The sequence below is a fragment of the Stenotrophomonas sp. FW305-C-20-S1 genome, assembly GCF_058783335.1.
Window position 1 is genome coordinate 15445 of record NZ_JBYTEK010000039.1, and the last position, 15277, is coordinate 30721.

General features: G+C 66.0%; 15 protein-coding genes and 1 tRNA gene. 12 read left to right on the forward strand and 4 right to left on the reverse strand.

Going from position 1 to position 15277, the window contains the following annotated elements:
• Window positions 1–15: 15 nt before the first annotated feature.
• Window positions 16–2142: a TonB-dependent receptor gene (locus AC3WTC_RS17230; protein ID WP_080149956.1), complete on the reverse strand. Its 2127-nt coding sequence runs from the start codon at window positions 2140–2142 to the stop codon at window positions 16–18.
• Between the two features lie 223 nt (window positions 2143–2365).
• On the opposite strand from AC3WTC_RS17230, the gene AC3WTC_RS17235 reads away from it, so the two are divergent.
• From AC3WTC_RS17235 to queC, 11 genes are all read left to right on the forward strand, one after another.
• The gene (locus AC3WTC_RS17235) at window positions 2366–3757 is read left to right on the forward strand and encodes a class II 3-deoxy-7-phosphoheptulonate synthase (protein WP_492712059.1); all 1392 of its coding nucleotides are present in this window, start codon (window positions 2366–2368) and stop codon (window positions 3755–3757) included.
• Window positions 3758–4417: 660 nt separating this feature from the next.
• Window positions 4418–5458 (forward strand): Holliday junction branch migration DNA helicase RuvB, encoded by a 1041-nt coding sequence (ruvB, locus tag AC3WTC_RS17240; RefSeq protein WP_025874674.1) that lies wholly within the window; start codon window positions 4418–4420, stop codon window positions 5456–5458.
• Window positions 5448–5885 carry a tol-pal system-associated acyl-CoA thioesterase gene (gene ybgC, locus AC3WTC_RS17245; protein ID WP_492712060.1) on the forward strand — a complete coding sequence of 146 codons (438 nt, stop codon included), beginning with the start codon at window positions 5448–5450 and terminating at the stop codon, window positions 5883–5885. Before ruvB ends, ybgC begins: the two co-directional genes overlap by 11 nt.
• Before the next feature lie 10 nt (window positions 5886–5895).
• A complete protein-coding gene (gene tolQ, locus AC3WTC_RS17250; RefSeq protein WP_025874672.1) occupies window positions 5896–6675 on the forward strand; it encodes a protein TolQ in 780 nt (259 codons plus the stop codon).
• A 24-nt stretch (window positions 6676–6699) separates the two neighbouring features.
• On the forward strand, window positions 6700–7128 hold the full coding sequence (tolR, locus tag AC3WTC_RS17255) for a protein TolR (protein ID WP_025874671.1): 429 nt from the start codon (window positions 6700–6702) through the stop codon (window positions 7126–7128).
• Window positions 7118–8173, forward strand: coding sequence for a cell envelope integrity protein TolA (gene tolA / locus AC3WTC_RS17260; RefSeq protein WP_080150524.1), 1056 nt, complete (start codon window positions 7118–7120; stop codon window positions 8171–8173). Before tolR ends, tolA begins: the two co-directional genes overlap by 11 nt.
• Before the next feature lie 249 nt (window positions 8174–8422).
• A complete protein-coding gene (gene tolB / locus AC3WTC_RS17265; RefSeq protein WP_025874669.1) occupies window positions 8423–9742 on the forward strand; it encodes a Tol-Pal system beta propeller repeat protein TolB in 1320 nt (439 codons plus the stop codon).
• Window positions 9743–9806: 64 nt separating this feature from the next.
• Complete coding sequence (gene pal / locus AC3WTC_RS17270) at window positions 9807–10325, forward strand: peptidoglycan-associated lipoprotein Pal (RefSeq protein WP_014038219.1); 519 nt, start codon at window positions 9807–9809, stop codon at window positions 10323–10325.
• Between the two features lie 3 nt (window positions 10326–10328).
• Window positions 10329–11147, forward strand: a complete 819-nt coding sequence (gene ybgF / locus AC3WTC_RS17275; RefSeq protein ID WP_025874667.1) for a tol-pal system protein YbgF — start codon at window positions 10329–10331, stop codon at window positions 11145–11147.
• 237 nt (window positions 11148–11384) lie between these two features.
• The gene (gene queE / locus AC3WTC_RS17280) at window positions 11385–12086 is read left to right on the forward strand and encodes a 7-carboxy-7-deazaguanine synthase QueE (protein WP_025874666.1); all 702 of its coding nucleotides are present in this window, start codon (window positions 11385–11387) and stop codon (window positions 12084–12086) included.
• A 77-nt stretch (window positions 12087–12163) separates the two neighbouring features.
• Complete coding sequence (gene queC / locus AC3WTC_RS17285; protein ID WP_025874665.1) at window positions 12164–12829, forward strand: 7-cyano-7-deazaguanine synthase QueC; 666 nt, start codon at window positions 12164–12166, stop codon at window positions 12827–12829.
• 192 nt (window positions 12830–13021) lie between these two features.
• Here the strand turns inward: queC and AC3WTC_RS17290 are convergent, their stop codons facing one another.
• Window positions 13022–13864 (reverse strand): DUF2268 domain-containing putative Zn-dependent protease, encoded by an 843-nt coding sequence (locus tag AC3WTC_RS17290; protein ID WP_492712063.1) that lies wholly within the window; start codon window positions 13862–13864, stop codon window positions 13022–13024.
• A gap of 262 nt (window positions 13865–14126) precedes the next feature.
• Between AC3WTC_RS17290 and AC3WTC_RS17295 the strand changes: the two genes are divergently transcribed.
• A tRNA-Lys gene (locus AC3WTC_RS17295) sits at window positions 14127–14202 on the forward strand.
• Window positions 14203–14418: 216 nt separating this feature from the next.
• Here the strand turns inward: AC3WTC_RS17295 and AC3WTC_RS17300 are convergent.
• Window positions 14419–14652 carry a hypothetical protein gene (locus AC3WTC_RS17300; RefSeq protein WP_025874663.1) on the reverse strand — a complete coding sequence of 78 codons (234 nt, stop codon included), beginning with the start codon at window positions 14650–14652 and terminating at the stop codon, window positions 14419–14421.
• Between the two features lie 88 nt (window positions 14653–14740).
• Window positions 14741–15247, reverse strand: a complete 507-nt coding sequence (locus tag AC3WTC_RS17305; protein ID WP_032951727.1) for a hypothetical protein — start codon at window positions 15245–15247, stop codon at window positions 14741–14743.
• Window positions 15248–15277 lie beyond the last annotated feature (30 nt).

Sequence of the window (15277 nt, forward strand, 5' to 3'; positions counted from 1 at the left end):
GCAGTCGGCGCTACCTCAAAAATCCTGCTGCAGGCTCAGATAGGCGCCGCGACGTGGTCCCCATTGCGGTGCGAACACGCCGATGCCGCCGCCATCGCGCAGCTGGTAGCTGCGATCCAGCGCGTTGATCACCGCCAGTTGCACATGCAGCGGATGACCGCTGTCGGCGTTGAAGTCATGCGCGGCGCTGAGATTGACCTGCAGGTACGACGGTAATTCGCCGCCATTGGGCACGCCCTCGATGTCCGAACGCAGGCCGCTGCCGTACACGTAGTTCGCACCGACCCGATTGTGGCCAGCGAACGCATAGCTGACGCCGCCGGAAGACGTCAGCTTCTGGTCGTGGTCCAGATGGATCCAGTTCTGTTGCACGTAGGCCAGTGCATCCGGATCGAGGTTGTACTGGCTGGTGATGACCTGGGTGCCCATGGCCTTGTTGTAGGCCGCGTTGAAGTACGCGCTGATCGGCCCGTTGCTGTAGTCGGCGCTGAACTCCAGACCGTGGATGTGGCCGCGGCGATAGTTGAAGGTGGAATAGATGTAGGCGGCGCCGAACTGGCCTTCGTCCTGCAGGCGGTGCACGCGTCGGTCGTAGGCATCCAGGCCGAGGGTGAGGTGGTCGCCGACCTGCTGTGACACGCCGATATCGTAGTAGTCACTGCGCTCGGACAACGGCGTGTTGCTGCCATCGGCGGGTTGCTGGTTGCTGGTGCCATCGAACAGGGCAAGATCGCTGCCGGCAACCAGTTCGCTGGCGGGCGGGGTGAAGTAGCGCGAATAGCCGGCGTGCACGGTGGTGCTGTCGCTGGCGTTCCAGACCACGCCCAGGCGTGGGCTGAGCTGGCCCTCGGTGTGACCGAAGGCCTTGAAGCGGTCGCCGCGCAGGCCGTAATTGACGGTCCAGTCATCGCCGATCCGCCACTCGTCCTGCACGTACAAGGCTGCGGTGCTGGCGTGGAAGGCATTGCGGTCCGGGATCAGCTGCGGCGTGGTGCTCGTCTGCCGCCCATCGGCGTCGACCGGGAAGACCCAGCTGCTGTTGTTGGCGGCGGCGTGTTCGTAGTTGCCATACAGGCCATAACGCAGGGTGTGGTTATCGCCCAGGGGGGTGGAGAAATCGGCCTGCAGGGTGTTGGCGCGGTTGCTGCGCCGGACCTGCGAGGCGACGCCGCTGAACACCAGGTCGCCCACGACGTCCGGGTTGAAGGCCACATCACTGTAGCGCTGGCCGGCCGAGAGCTGGTACGCGGTCTGGCCGAGCGTGCCCTGCAGCACCAGCATGCCGAAGCGGGTGGTCTCGTGCTGGGTTTCGTCCAGCTGGCTGGAATCGAAGGTGGTGGTGTCCAGGTAGCCGAACTGCGGGGTCTGCCCCGGGTTGACCGGGATCTGGAAGCGGTTGTTGGCAAAGCCGGCGAACACGCTCAGGCGGGTGCTGTCGTTGACCAGATAGGTCAGGTCGGCAAAGGCCTTCCCCTGGTGGGTGTCGTCATGCAGCGGCCTGCGTGCGCTGGTGGGGTTCTCCAGCCCGACCTCGTTCTGGTCGTAGTTGCCGGTCAGGAACCAGCTCCAGCGGCCCTGGTTGCCCCACCAGGAGGCGTTCGGGTTGACCTTGCCGAACGAACCGGCGGTGATGCCAGCGCTGCCGCCGTTGCCCAGCTCGGCGCCACTGCGGGTGGTGATATCGACCACCGCGGCGGTGCGTTCACCGAACTGCGCCGGCAGGGCGCCGTCCATCAGGCGGATGCTCTTGATGGTGCGGGCATCCAGGGTCTGGCCGAAGCCGGAGATCGATTCGGGCAGCAGTACGCCGTTGATGCGGTACTGCAGGTTGGCGTGGTCGCCGCGCACGTGCACGCCGCCGTAGGAGTCCTGGACCACGCCCGGGGCCTGCAGCAGCACCTGGCTGAGCGGGGCGGAGGCGCCCAGCGGCTGCTTCTGGATGTCCTCGGCGGTGATCTGGTACTGACTGCTGCCGATGTCCGGTGACAGGGCGTTGCGGGCCTGGTCGAGCTGAGCACTGACGGTGACTACGTCGAGGTCCTTGACCGCAGCCGCGCTGGCATCAGTGTCGGCGGCAAGCACGGGTTGGCTGGTGAGGATCAGGGCGAAGGTGATGGCGGTGGTGAGCAGGGAGGGCTTCATGGGAAATGGGCAGGGAAGGGGGAGGGGGCCGGTCCATGAGGGAGTGTTACTCCGTAACAACTGCGAGCCGATCATGCGCCTGTCCGGCGATGCCGACCATGCCGTTTCTGGCCGATCACACGGCCCCTTTCCACACCGTTCAGGCAGTCATGACCGGGCCCGGCCCTTTGCGCCAGCGGCTGGCTCTGCGACCATGACCGCCCCCCACCCCCGGATGTCCGTGATGAGCCTGTCCGCCGTTCCGCCCGCCCCCGATCCTGCCGCCATCGCTGCTGGCGCCGCCTGGTCACCGGAGAGCTGGCGGGGCAAGACCGCGCTGCAGATGCCGACCTATCCCGATCCGGTGGCACTGGATGCCGCGCTGCACGAGCTGAAGCGGCTGCCGCCGCTGGTGACCTCGTGGGAGATCCTGGCGCTGAAGCAGCAGCTGGCCGACGCCCAGGAAGGCAAGCGTTTCCTGTTGCAGGGCGGCGACTGCGCGGAGAATTTCAGCGACTGCGAATCGGGCACGATCTCCAACCGGTTGAAGGTGCTGCTGCAGATGAGCCTGGTGCTGGTGCACGGCCTGCGCCAGCCGGTGATCCGCGTCGGCCGTTTTGCCGGCCAGTACGCCAAGCCGCGCTCGGCCGATACCGAGACCCGCGACGGTGTGACCCTGCCCAGCTACCGCGGCGACGTGATCAATGCGCCGGCCTTCACCGAGGCGGCTCGTCTGCCCGACCCGAAGCGGATGCTGCAGGCCCACGCGCATTCGGCGATGACGATGAACTTCGTGCGGGCGCTGATCGATGGTGGCTTCGCCGATCTGCACCATCCCGAATACTGGAACCTGGAATGGGTGAGCCATTCGCCGTTGGCCGCCGAGTACCAGAAGATGGTGGCCTCGATCGGTGATGCCGTGCACTTCATGGAGACCCTGGCCGGGGCCCGCGTGCACAACCTCAACCGCATCGATTTCTACACCTCGCACGAAGCGCTGCTGCTGCCCTACGAGCAGGCGTTGACCCGGCAGGTGCCGCGCCAGCAGGGCTGGTTGAACCTGAGCACGCACTACCCGTGGATCGGCATGCGTACCGCCGCGCTGGATGGCGCGCACGTGGAGTACCTGCGCGGCGTGCGCAATCCGATCGCGATCAAGGTGGGCCCGTCGGTGACGCCGGACCAGTTGCTGCGCCTGATCGATGTGCTCAACCCGGATGACGAGCCGGGCCGCCTGAGCTTCATTCACCGCATGGGAGCGGCGCAGATCGCGCAGAAGCTGCCGCCGTTGCTGGATGCGGTCAAGCGCGATGGTCGTCGCGTGCTGTGGGTGTGCGATGCGATGCACGGCAATACCGAAAGCACCGCCAACGGCTTCAAGACGCGGCGCTTCGACAACGTGCGCGGCGAGGTCGAGATGTCCTTCGACCTGCATGGGGCCGCAGGCACCCGCCTGGGCGGCGTGCATCTGGAGCTGACCGGTGAGGATGTGACCGAATGCACCGGCGGTGCGCGCGAACTGACCGAACGTGACCTGGAACGCGCCTATCGTTCGACCGTCGACCCGCGTCTGAACTACGAGCAGTCGCTGGAGATCGCGATGGCGATCGTGCGCAAGCAGGAGCAAGTGCGGTAAGTGTGTTTCGGCAGGGCTGCGCCCTGCACCTGCCGGATCAACGTCAACATCAACGTCAAAAGCGGGCTATCCGTGGGTTGGCGGGGCGGTGTCGGAGTGCGGGGACGCCGCAAGTACGTCCCTGTAGGCTCAGCCGCGCCATCCATGGCGCGGATGCCCCGCAATCCGACACCGCCCCGCCTTCGACAGTTGTCCGGTGTCTGATGGATTCACACCATGCGTGGATGAATCTCCATCGGAATCGAATATTTCGAATTGAATTTGAAGAGCATCCACGCATGGCGTGGATCTACGTGTCCACCAAGGTCGACACCCACCAGTAGCGGGGATCGACACCCGCCAACAGCCGCGGGAAATTGTCGGAGGCGGGGAGGGGGCAGATGGCTGGGGCGTGAGCGCCATGGGCCCGAGGCATGCCTCGGGCGGGTTGGGCAGGACGCCCAACCCTGGTCTTGCCGTGTGCGCAGGACAGCGCACACGAGCAAGGCGCGACCGAGCTTACATGGACGTACTTGCAGCGTCCCCCGCAACCGGACCCACCCCGCCATCCCTCAGGAAACCTGCTTCTGCTGTCGCTTCGGCAGTTGAAGTTGCAGTTGCTTCTGCGGGTGCCGGGCGCAGCCCGGCCGAATCTCCCCGCTTTTACCGCATAATCAGCACATGACCGACGACCGCATCATCGCCGCCGGCGCCACCCGCGAGGATGACGCCGCCGACGCCAGCATCCGACCCAAGCGACTTGCCGACTATCTCGGCCAGGTGCCGGTGCGCGAGCAGATGGAGATCTACATCCAGGCCGCCAAGGGTCGTGGCGATGCGTTGGACCATGTCCTGATCTTCGGCCCCCCCGGCCTGGGCAAGACCACCCTCAGCCACGTCATCGCCAACGAACTGGGCGTGGCCCTGCGCGTGACCTCCGGCCCGGTGATCGAGAAGGCCGGCGATCTGGCCGCGCTGCTGACCAACCTGCAGCCGCACGATGTGCTGTTCATCGACGAGATCCATCGCCTGTCGCCGGTGGTGGAAGAAGTGCTGTATCCGGCGATGGAAGATTTCCAGATCGACATCATGATCGGCGAGGGCCCTGCGGCGCGCTCGATCAAGATCGACCTGCCGCCGTTCACCCTGATCGGCGCCACCACCCGCGCCGGCCTGCTGACCGCACCGCTGCGCGACCGCTTCGGCATCGTCCAGCGCCTGGAGTTCTACAGCGTCGAAGAACTGACCCGCATCGTGCGCCGCTCGGCCGCGATCCTGGCCATCGACTGCACCGCCGACGGGGCAGGGGAGATCGCGCGCCGCGCGCGTGGCACCCCGCGTATCGCCAACCGCCTGCTGCGCCGCGTGCGCGATTACGCGCAGGTCAAGGCCGGTGGCCACATCGACCAGACCGTGGCCCAGGCCGCAATGCAGATGCTCAAGGTCGACCCGGAAGGCTTCGACGAGCTTGACCGCCGGCTGCTGAAGACCATGGTCGATTACTTCGACGGTGGCCCGGTGGGCATCGAGTCGCTCGCCGCGGCGCTGTCCGAAGAGCGTGGCACGCTGGAAGACGTGGTCGAGCCGTACCTGATCCAGCAGGGCTTCCTGGTGCGCACCGCGCGTGGCCGCATGGCGACCCACAAGGCCTACCGGCACATGGGCCTGAAGCCGAAGAACCCGCCGCAGGACCTGTTTGCCGAGGTCCCCGATGTCGGTTGAACCGCGATTCAGTTGGCCGACACGCATTTACTGGGAAGATACCGACGCTGGCGGGGTGGTCTACCACGCCCGCTACGTGGCCTTCATGGAACGGGCCCGGACCGAATGGATGCGCGCGCTGGGCTACGGCCAGGAGTGCATGCGGTCCGAGCACGGCATGGTCTTCGCGGTGCGCTCCATGCAGATGGATTTCATCAAGCCGGCACGGCTGGATGACCAGCTGCAGGTAAGCGCCACCCTGGTCCAGCTGAAGAAGGCCAGCATGGTCTTCGACCAGCAGGTCCTGCGCGACGGCCAGCTGCTGCTGTCCGCACAGGTCCGCATCGCCGCACTGGACGCGGCCAGTTTCCGCCCGCGTGGCATGGACGATGCCGTCCTTGCCGCGCTGCAACCCCACCTCCACCCCGAATCCGAACAGAACTCTTGAGGAACAACGGATGATCGCAACGCTCCTGGCCCTGCAGGCCACGGTCACCGAGGCTTTGCCGGCTGACGTCAGCAATGCCGCGACCCAGACCCTTGCCCAGGCCACCACCGGCGGCGGCATCAACTACCTCGAACTGATGGCCAAGGCCAGCTTGCCGGTGAAGATCATCGTGCTGGCGCTGCTGGTCGGCTCGTTCGTCAGCTGGGTGATCATTTTCCGCAAGGCCCGCATCTTCAAGCAGGCCACCCGCGAAGCCGACGAGTTCGAGAACCGCTTCTGGTCCGGTGCCGACCTGGGCAAGCTGTACAGCTCGGCCACCGACCGCAGCCGCAATGTCGGCGGCCTGGAAGCCATCTTCGAAGCCGGTTTCCGCGAGTACACCCGCCTGCGCGACAAGCGCCGGCTGGATGGCCGTGCCCAGCTGGAAGGTGCCCAGCGCGCCATGCGCACGACCTACACCCGCGAAGTCGACCAGCTCGAGCGCAACCTGGAACTGCTGGCCAACATCGGCTCGACCGCCCCGTACGTGGGCCTGGTCGGTACCGTGTTCGGCATCATGGTGACCATGCACGACATGATCAGCAGCGGCGCCCAGGCCGGTATTGCCGCCGTCGCCCCGGGCATCTCCGAAGCCCTGTTCGCCACTGCCATCGGCCTGTTCGTGGCGATCCCGGCGGTATGGGCCTACAACCGCTTCACCACCCGCGTGGAGCGCATGTCGGTGCGTTTCGAGACCTTCGCCGACGAGTTCAGCTCGATCCTGCAGCGCCAGAGCGCTGGCGACGAGTAAGCGCCAGACCCGGGAGTCCAAGCCATGTCCGCTGCCATCGGTCGCCGCAAGCGCCGCAAGCTGAAATCGGAAATCAACGTCGTTCCCTATATCGACGTCATGCTGGTGCTGTTGATCATCTTCATGGTCACCGCGCCACTGCTCACCCTGAGCTTCGATGTCGACCTGCCCAATTCCAACGCCAAGGCGCTGGAAAGCAAGCAGGACCCGGTGATCGTCTCGGTGCGCCAGGACGGCCAGCTCAGCCTGAAGCTGCCCGACGCCAAGGAACCCACGGCCGTCACTGCCGAGGAACTGCAGGGCCACCTGTCCGGCATCGCCGCGCAGGACAAGGGAGTGCGCGTGATCGTCGCCGCCGACCGTGCCGTGGCCTATGAGAAGGTCATCGCGGCGATGGACGTGATCAAGCGCGCCAACGTGGACAAGGTAGGCCTGGCCACCGATGCACGCTGACGCCCTGCCGCCACCGCACAAGCAGGAACCCGGCTGGGGCCAGCCGATGGTGCTGGCCGTGCTGGTGCACCTGCTGGTCGCGTTGATCTTCATCGGCGCCTGGCTGTGGTCACCGCAGCGCAATACCGATGCCGCCGCAGGTGATCCCTCGGTCGAGGCCAGCCTGGCGCTGTCTGCGTCCGAAGCCGCCGCCGCCCGCCAGGCCCTGCGCCAGTCGGAAAAGCTGGAAGACCTGCCGCCGCCGGTGGCCGAACCGATCCCTGTGCCGGAAGACACCATCCCGCCGCCGCAGCCGATTGAAGAGCCGCGCCCGCAGGACGCACCGACGCCGCAGCAGCAACAGGCGCAGGAGCGCGTGGCGCAGCCCGATACCAAGGACCAGGACGCGGTCAGCGCGTTGGCCATCTCGCAGGAAAAGGCCAAGCAGGAGCAGGAAGCCAAGCGCCGCCAGGAGCAGATCGACCTCACCGAGCGCAAGCGCCAGGAAGAGGCCGAGCAGAAGCTGCGCCTGGCCAAGCAGCAGGAAGCGGACGCCAAGAAGAAGCAGGCCGAGCAGGAGCGCCTGGCCGCTGACAAGGCCGAGGCCGAGAAGCAGAAGAAGATCGCCGACATCCGTGCCCGCCGCGAGCAGGCCGAGAAGGAAGCCAAGCTGGCCGAGCGGAAGCTGCGCGAGGTCGCTGCTGCTCGCAATGCCGCAGGCACGGCCGCTGCCGGTGCCAGTGGTGCCGCACAGCCGGCTGCCGGTGGTGGTGGCAGCAGTGATGATCTGTCTGCCAAGTACGCGGCGGCCATCCAGGCCAAGGTGCTGGCGCAGTGGGTGCGTCCGGACAGCGTGCCGCTGGGCCAACGCTGCCAGATCACCATCAACCAGTTGCCGGGCGGTACCGTCCGCAGCGCCACGGTCAGCGCCGGCTGCCCGTTCGATGAAGCCGGCAAGCGCTCGATCGAGGCCGCCGTGCTCAACGCCCAGCCGCTGCCGTACCGCGGTTTCGAGCAGGTATTCGCACGCACGATCAACTTCACGTTCACCGCCCAGGATCGCTGAGGCGCGGGGCAGGGCAGCCCTTTGGGGCTGTCCCGTCATCCAATGACGCTTTTAGCTCTGGATCGTGCGGGCCCGTCCACGCCATGCTTGGGACGCGTCATTCGCACGAAAGGTGGCCGCGACGTTAACGGCATGTGAGAGACCCGGCTGGCACTGACCAGGAATTCACGTACCCTTGGTTCATGATTGCGAAGCGGTTCACTGCCGTTTTGTTATCCCTCGTTCCGGTTCCCCCTATTTGAGCGCTCCATGAAGAAGATGCCTCGCTGGCTTGCCGTGTTTGCGGCCCTGTTGCTGCCCTTTGCTGCCGTCGCGCAGCAGAAGGGGCTGGATATCGACATCATCGGCGGCAATGCCTCCGCCCTCCCGATCACCATCGTGCCGATGCCCTACCAGGGTGCAGCCGGTGCTCCGCAGACCGACGTCGCCGGCGTGGTCCGTGCCGACCTCGAACGTTCGGGCCAGTTCCGCACGCTGCCCGAAGCGCAGATCGTCGAAAAGCCGATCCGTGGCGGTGACATCCAGTTCGCCACCTGGCGCGCGCTGAAGCAGAACTACATCGTCGTCGGCCGGGTCATGGACGCCGGTGCCGGCGCCTACCGCGTCGAGTACGAACTGTTCGACGTGCCCAAGGGCGAGCGCCTGTTGGGCCTGGCGATGACCGCACGTGGCAATGCCATGCGCGACGTTGCCCACCAGATGGCCGACGCCATCTACGAGAAGATCACCGGTGTCCGTGGTGCCTTCTGGACCCGCATCGCCTACGTGACCGCCAGCGGCAAGGGCGACGCCATGCGCTACGCGCTGATGGTGGCCGATTCGGACGGCTTCAACCCGCAGACCATCGTGCGTTCGGCCGAGCCGCTGCTGTCGCCGTCGTGGAGCCCGGATGGCAACAAGCTGGCCTACGTCAGCTTCGAGCGTGGCAATTCGGCCATCTACATCCAGAACATCTCCACCGGCGCCCGTGAGCTGGTCACCAGCTTCCGCGGCATCAACAGCGCCCCGGCCTTCTCGCCGGACGGCCGCAAGCTGGCCCTGACCCTGTCGCGTTCGGGCAACCCGGAAATCTACGTGATGGATCTGGGCAGCAAGCAGCTGACCCAGCTGACCAACCACTTCGCCATCGATACCGAGCCGACCTGGGCGCCGGACGGCAGCGCGGTGTACTTCACCTCCGACCGCGGCGGCCGTCCGCAGGTCTACAAGGTCGGTGCCGGTGGTGGCAGCGCCGAGCGCGTGACCTTCCAGGGCAACTACAACGCCAAGCCCTCGGTGTCCTACGACGGCAAGAAGATCGCCGTCGCCCAGGGTTCGGGCAACAGCTACAAGATCGCCCTGATGGACAGCTCGCTGGGTTCGCCCCGCTGGAGCACGCTGTCGCCGGGTTCGCTGGACGAATCGCCGAGCTTCGCGCCCAACGCGAGCATGGTGCTGTATGCCGCCCGTGAGGGTGGTCGTGGTGTGCTGTACGCCGTCTCGGCCGATGCGCGCGTGCGCCAGCGCCTGGTTCTGGCAGACGGTGATGTGCGCGAGCCGGCATGGTCCCCATACCGTACCCAGCGCTAAAAGAGTGTTAATATTTTCTCTGTATTGAACCCCTCATCGGCTTAGGAGCCACAAAGGTATCGCCATGAACAAGTCCACCCGCGTTCTGCTTGTTTCCCTGCTGTCTGTGGCCGTCCTGGCCGGTTGCTCGAAGAAGGTCAAGGAAGAAGTCCCGGCTCCGGTCGATACCGGCACCTCGACCACCACCCCGACCGGTCCGTCCACCTCCGGCCTGTACGGCCCGGGCGACCTGGACACCGATGCCTGCCTGCGCCAGCGCGTTGTCTACTTCGACCTGGACAAGGAAGACGTGAAGCCGGAATTCCAGGCCATCATGGCTTGCCACGCCAAGTACCTGCGTGACCGTCCGTCCTCGCGCATCACCCTGCAGGGCCACACCGACGAGCGCGGTTCGCGCGCGTACAACCAGGCCCTGGGCGAGCGTCGTGGCAACGGCGTCAACTCGGCACTGCAGGCCAACGGTGGCTCGGCTTCGCAGCTGACCGTCGTTTCCTACGGTGAAGAGCGTCCGGTCTGCACCGAGTCGAACGAGTCCTGCTGGTCGCAGAACCGTCGCGTCGAAATCGTCTACACCGCGCAGTAATCCATGCGCCTTGGCATCAAACTGATGCTGGTCGTTGCGGCAGCCCTCGTGGCTGCCGCACCGGCGCATGCACAACGTCAGAGCCTGGCCGACCGCGTCGGTTCGCTCGAGCAGCAGATGTACAACAACAGTGCCAACCAGGACCTGTTGAACCAGATCAATCAGCTGCGGCAGCAGGTCACCAGCCTGCAGGCCTCGATCGAGCAACTCCAGCACGACAACGCCCAGCTCAAGCAGACCGCCCAGGACCAGTACCTGGATCTGGACAGCCGCCTGAACCGGTTGGAAGGGGGCTCTGCCGCCCCGGCCCTGCCTGCGGTTCCGGCGAGCGCACCGAAGGCTCCTGCAGCCCCGGCAAAACCCGCAGCGGCGGCCACTTCCGAGCGGCCGCCTTCCGTCCATGGTGACCCGGGCAGCCTGGCCGTCACCGGTGACGAGCGTACGTCCTACAACGTGGCCTTCGACGCATTGAAGGCGGGCAAGTACGATGATTCGGCGCAGCTGTTCCTGAGCTTCCTGGAGCTGTACCCGAACGGCGTCTACGCCCCCAATGCCTTGTACTGGCTGGGCGAAAGCTATTACGCCACCCGCAATTTCCCGATGGCCGAGTCCCAGTTCCGCGAACTGCTCTCGCGCTATCCCACCCACGACAAGGCCGCTGGCGGCCTGCTCAAGGTCGGCCTCTCGCAGTACGGCGAGGGCAAGGTCGACCAGGCCCAGCAGACGCTGGAGACCGTCGTGGCGCAATACCCGGGCTCGGATGCCGCGCGTACCGCGCAGGACCGCCTGCAGTCGATCCGCCTCGGCAATCAGATCCGCTGATCCGCTGAGCGGGCGTACAATGTGTTCCCCGTAGCGCCGAGCCCTTGCTCGGCTGCTTTCGTTTCCGGGTCGGCAAACCCGTCCGGATCCGGTAGCGCCGGGCCATGCCCGGCGGCTTGCATTACCCGCCGGGCCATACCCGACCGGCTGCTGTTGTAGAGCCGAGCCATGCTCGGCTGCGTTCGTTACCGGCCACGGTAGCCCACCCGCCACGTGTCCCATCAAGAAGTCCCTGCCATGACCGCCGTTCCCCCGTCCGCCGCCGTCGCCACGCCCAGCGAAATCGTGCAGTCGCCCCTGCCGCGCCTGAAGATCACCGAGATCTTCACCTCCCTGCAGGGCGAAGCCGATACCGCCGGTTGGCCGACCGTGTTCGTGCGCCTGACCGGCTGCCCGCTGCGTTGCCAGTACTGCGACACCGCCTACGCCTTCCACGGCGGCACCTGGTGGGACATCGACGATATCGTGGCCCACGTGCAGGCGCAGGGCGTGCGCCACGTCTGCGTGACCGGCGGCGAGCCGCTGGCGCAGAAGCGCTGCCTGGTGCTGCTGCAGAAGCTGTGTGACGCCGGCCTGGATGTGTCGCTGGAAACCTCCGGTGCGCTGGACGTCAGCGCCGTCGATCCGCGCGTGTCGCGCGTGGTCGACATCAAGACCCCGGGCTCGGCCGAGGTCGCGCGCAACCGCTGGGAAAACCTGCCGCTGCTGACCACGCGTGACCAGATCAAGTTCGTGATCTGCAACCGCGAAGACTACGACTGGGCCAAGGCCATGGTCGCCGAACACCAGCTGGTGCAGCGCACGATGGTGTTCTTCTCACCCAGCAAGGGCGAAATCACTGCCCGCCAGCTGGCCGACTGGATCGTGGAAGACCGGCTGCCGGTGCGCTTCCAGATGCAGTTGCATAAAATCCTGTGGAACGACGAGCCGGGCCGATGAGCCGGCGCAGCGTTTCCTGATGTAGCTCCGGCGCGGGACAGCGTGCTGGCTTTCTCCCCCAACCGGATGATTTACCCATGAAGAAGGCAGTCGTGCTTCTCTCCGGCGGCATGGATTCAGCCGCCGTCATCGCCATGGCCCAGGAACAGGGCTTCGCCGTGCATGCCCTCAGCGTGCGTTACGGCCAGCGCCACACCTCCGAGCTGGATGCTGCCGCGCGCGTGGCCAAGGCCCAGGGCGTGATCGTGCACAAGACCGTGGACGTGGACCTGCGCAGTATCGGCGGCTCGGCGCTGACCGACGACATCGACGTGCCCGAGGCGGGCGGCGAGGGCATCCCGGTCACCTACGTGCCGGCGCGCAACACCATCATGCTGTCGCTGGCGCTGGGCTGGGCCGAAGTGCTTGGTGCCAACGACATCTTCTGCGGCGTCAACGCCGTGGACTACTCCGGCTACCCGGATTGCCGCCCCGAGTTCATCGCCGCCTTCCAGGCGCTGGCCAACCTGGCGACCAAGTCGGGCGTGGAAGGCGCGGGCATCACCGTGCATGCGCCGCTGCAGTTCCTCAGCAAGGGCCAGATCGTCAGCGAAGGCGTGCGACTGGGCGTGGACTTCGGCCTGACCGTGTCCTGCTACAACGCCGATGCCAGCGGCGCGGCCTGCGGGCATTGCGATGCCTGCCGCCTGCGCGCGCAGGGCTTCGCCGATGCCGGCGTGCCCGACCCGACGCTGTACGCCTGACCGACTCTGGTAGGGCCGGCCGCTGGCCGGTGGGTGCGAACCGTTGGTTCGCACTGCCTGCCCGCCGGGCGCGGCCCGGCGCTACCAATGTTGGGATTCCGGTAGTGCCGGCCGCTGGCCGGCCTCCCCGGCAGGTCTGATTCTGGTAGGTGCCAACCTTGGTTGGCGCTGTCCGCCGGGCGCGGCCCGGCGCTACCGCTGCCGCAGCCACCCCGATGCTTCAATGAAACCGCGCACCGCAACCGGATCGCTGTAATCCAGCTCGATCATCCGTGCGATCGCCGCCTGCTCATCCGGCTGCTGCCGCATGTACTCCTGCGCGATGCGGTAACCAGCGTAGTACCCCACGTCACTCACCCCGAACGCATTGCGGGCGCTGTTGTACAGCCAGTTGTCCAGCGCATCGCCATCCATCTCCGCGCTGAAGCGAGCGTGGATCTCCGATTCGTGCAACGGGCCATAGGTGTACAGCGGCAGTGCCGGGCGGCGACCGCTGATCCGCTCGGCGATGTACTCGGCCACGCCTTCGCGCACCGCGTACTGTGCGAGCGATCCCGTAGTCTCGCGCTGTTGGGTGTGCACGTACTCATGCAGGTAGTTCTGCGCGTTGTTCGCGCCGGGCGCGCTGTCGTAGAAGACCCGCAGGCGACTGCGCAACGGCTTCGGCAGTTCGCTGACATCCACGCTTGCATCGCCGAGTGCCATTTCCGCGCCGATCAGCACCTGGTCCCCCAGCGTGGTGCCGCCTGTGCGCAGCACGCCCACCGCATAGGTGATGCTGGCCGGGCGCAGGGCGGGGTAAAGCCTGCGGAACGCAGCCAGATCCCGCTCCAGCGTAGCGCTGGCCTGCCGGGCGTTGGCGGTCAGCGGCCGCACCGAGGCCCAGAAGTGCGGCCAGGCGAGCATTGCTTGTGCGTATTCGGCGGCGGTGTAGTTGCGCGCCTTCATCAGCGCGTGCAGACCGGCACTGCCCGGCTCGACGTAGTGCTGCCGGACCAGGGCCACCCTCTGCGCGGCATCGGGCTCGGCAAGCACGGCATCGTAGGTACTCCAGAATCGGGCGATGTCATCTATCTGTACCGATGGGGCCGCAGCGGGGTGACGGTGCAGGGCAGCAGCAGGCAGGCGAACAGAAAGAAGGGCAGGCGCATCCGTGGCTCCGAAGGACGAAGGATTCTGCATGAGATGCGTCCGCGGCATGGAACGGTTTAACTGCAGGCCGATACTGCGACGATTTCTCTCTACCGCACAAAGTAGGGTAGAATGCCCACCCCGCCGACAGGCAGGGATGTTGCATGGGCCGTTAGCTCAGTCGGTAGAGCAGAAGACTTTTAATCTTTTGGTCGATGGTTCGAATCCATCACGGCCCACCATCGCAGACAGCGCCGGCATCACCTGCCGGGCAACCCAGAAAGCGCCGAGAGGCGCTTTTTTGTTGCCCGCGTGCAGCCACGGTCGGCATGCCGCGACGCCGGCGCAGGAAATCTTCCAGCAACGCCAATTAATTACCTTTAAGGTAATTAATTCGGGAATAAAAAGTAATGGATCGTGCGGTTTTGGCCGGTCAGAATCAACCGGCCAGGTCTCTTTCAACCGTAGTGCGCGCGTAGAAGCCCCGCATCGTGGAAGGAAATCCCCTCGCGGATGCACTCCTCGGCGCGTTCCATATCCTTGTGCAGCTGGATCAGCGCATCGTCGGCGAGCTGGTCGATGTCCACCACCCCGCAACAGGCCTGGTCGATCACATGCTGCATCGGCTCCCCCCAGCGCCGGCGTACGTTGCGGATCATGCGGCAATGCCACTCGCGCATGATGGCGTCCATCCGCCGTTCTCCCGGGGCTGCATGTGCCTCACCGGCCACCACCCGCAAGGCAGGTGTCGGGTTGCGACCGCCGCGCAGTTCCTGCGTCCTAGCGGCCAACCGCTGTGCGAGCTCCTCGAGTCGCGTGTGAGTCATCCTTCGCCTCCCTGATCCGTTTTGCCAGAAGCTTCGTCAGGTCGAGCACATTGTCCGGGGCCGAAGGCTGACCGAACTCGTCCACGACCATGAATGCGGTCTCCAGCAGCACAGGATCGTAGATCCATTCCGGTGGATCGCCGACCAGCTCCAGGTAGTGCGAAAGCACCTTGACCGCAGCGCTCATCTTCTCGAAATCCAGTCCCGTAGATTGAGACTGAAGCGACATCTCAACGTCCTGATCGGCACGATCAAGCGTGCCGTGCGGGAGTTGCATTGCCGACTCGAGATCGCGTGCCAGACGATGGCCGATGCTCTTCGGGTTGCTCTCCGAAATCCACTGGCTGACCTGGGGCTGCGCCCAGCGGGTGCCGCCGAACAGGCGGGCCCATTCGGCCGGGCCGCCGGCAGCGGCAACGCGGAGGCGCATGTTGAGGGTGCGGGCGGTACTGGCGTCCATCTGCAAATGGTGCTCTGCATTACCAATCCA

Bases quoted from the DNA above. Each gene is read 5' to 3' on its own strand.
- ybgF (WP_025874667.1), top strand. From the start codon at position 10,329: ATGCGCCTTGGCATCAAACTGATGCTGGTCGTTGCGGCAGCCCTCGTG.
- queE (WP_025874666.1), top strand. From the start codon at position 11,385: ATGACCGCCGTTCCCCCGTCCGCCGCCGTCGCCACGCCCAGCGAAATC.
- AC3WTC_RS17305 (WP_032951727.1), bottom strand. From the start codon at position 15,247: ATGGACGCCAGTACCGCCCGCACCCTCAACATGCGCCTCCGCGTTGCC.
- ybgC (WP_492712060.1), top strand. From the start codon at position 5,448: ATGTCGGTTGAACCGCGATTCAGTTGGCCGACACGCATTTACTGGGAA.
- AC3WTC_RS17230 (WP_080149956.1), bottom strand. From the start codon at position 2,142: ATGAAGCCCTCCCTGCTCACCACCGCCATCACCTTCGCCCTGATCCTC.
- AC3WTC_RS17300 (WP_025874663.1), bottom strand. From the start codon at position 14,652: ATGGACGCCATCATGCGCGAGTGGCATTGCCGCATGATCCGCAACGTA.
- tolQ (WP_025874672.1), top strand. From the start codon at position 5,896: ATGATCGCAACGCTCCTGGCCCTGCAGGCCACGGTCACCGAGGCTTTG.
- AC3WTC_RS17235 (WP_492712059.1), top strand. From the start codon at position 2,366: ATGAGCCTGTCCGCCGTTCCGCCCGCCCCCGATCCTGCCGCCATCGCT.
- queC (WP_025874665.1), top strand. From the start codon at position 12,164: ATGAAGAAGGCAGTCGTGCTTCTCTCCGGCGGCATGGATTCAGCCGCC.
- tolB (WP_025874669.1), top strand. From the start codon at position 8,423: ATGAAGAAGATGCCTCGCTGGCTTGCCGTGTTTGCGGCCCTGTTGCTG.
- tolA (WP_080150524.1), top strand. From the start codon at position 7,118: ATGCACGCTGACGCCCTGCCGCCACCGCACAAGCAGGAACCCGGCTGG.
- pal (WP_014038219.1), top strand. From the start codon at position 9,807: ATGAACAAGTCCACCCGCGTTCTGCTTGTTTCCCTGCTGTCTGTGGCC.
- ruvB (WP_025874674.1), top strand. From the start codon at position 4,418: ATGACCGACGACCGCATCATCGCCGCCGGCGCCACCCGCGAGGATGAC.
- tolR (WP_025874671.1), top strand. From the start codon at position 6,700: ATGTCCGCTGCCATCGGTCGCCGCAAGCGCCGCAAGCTGAAATCGGAA.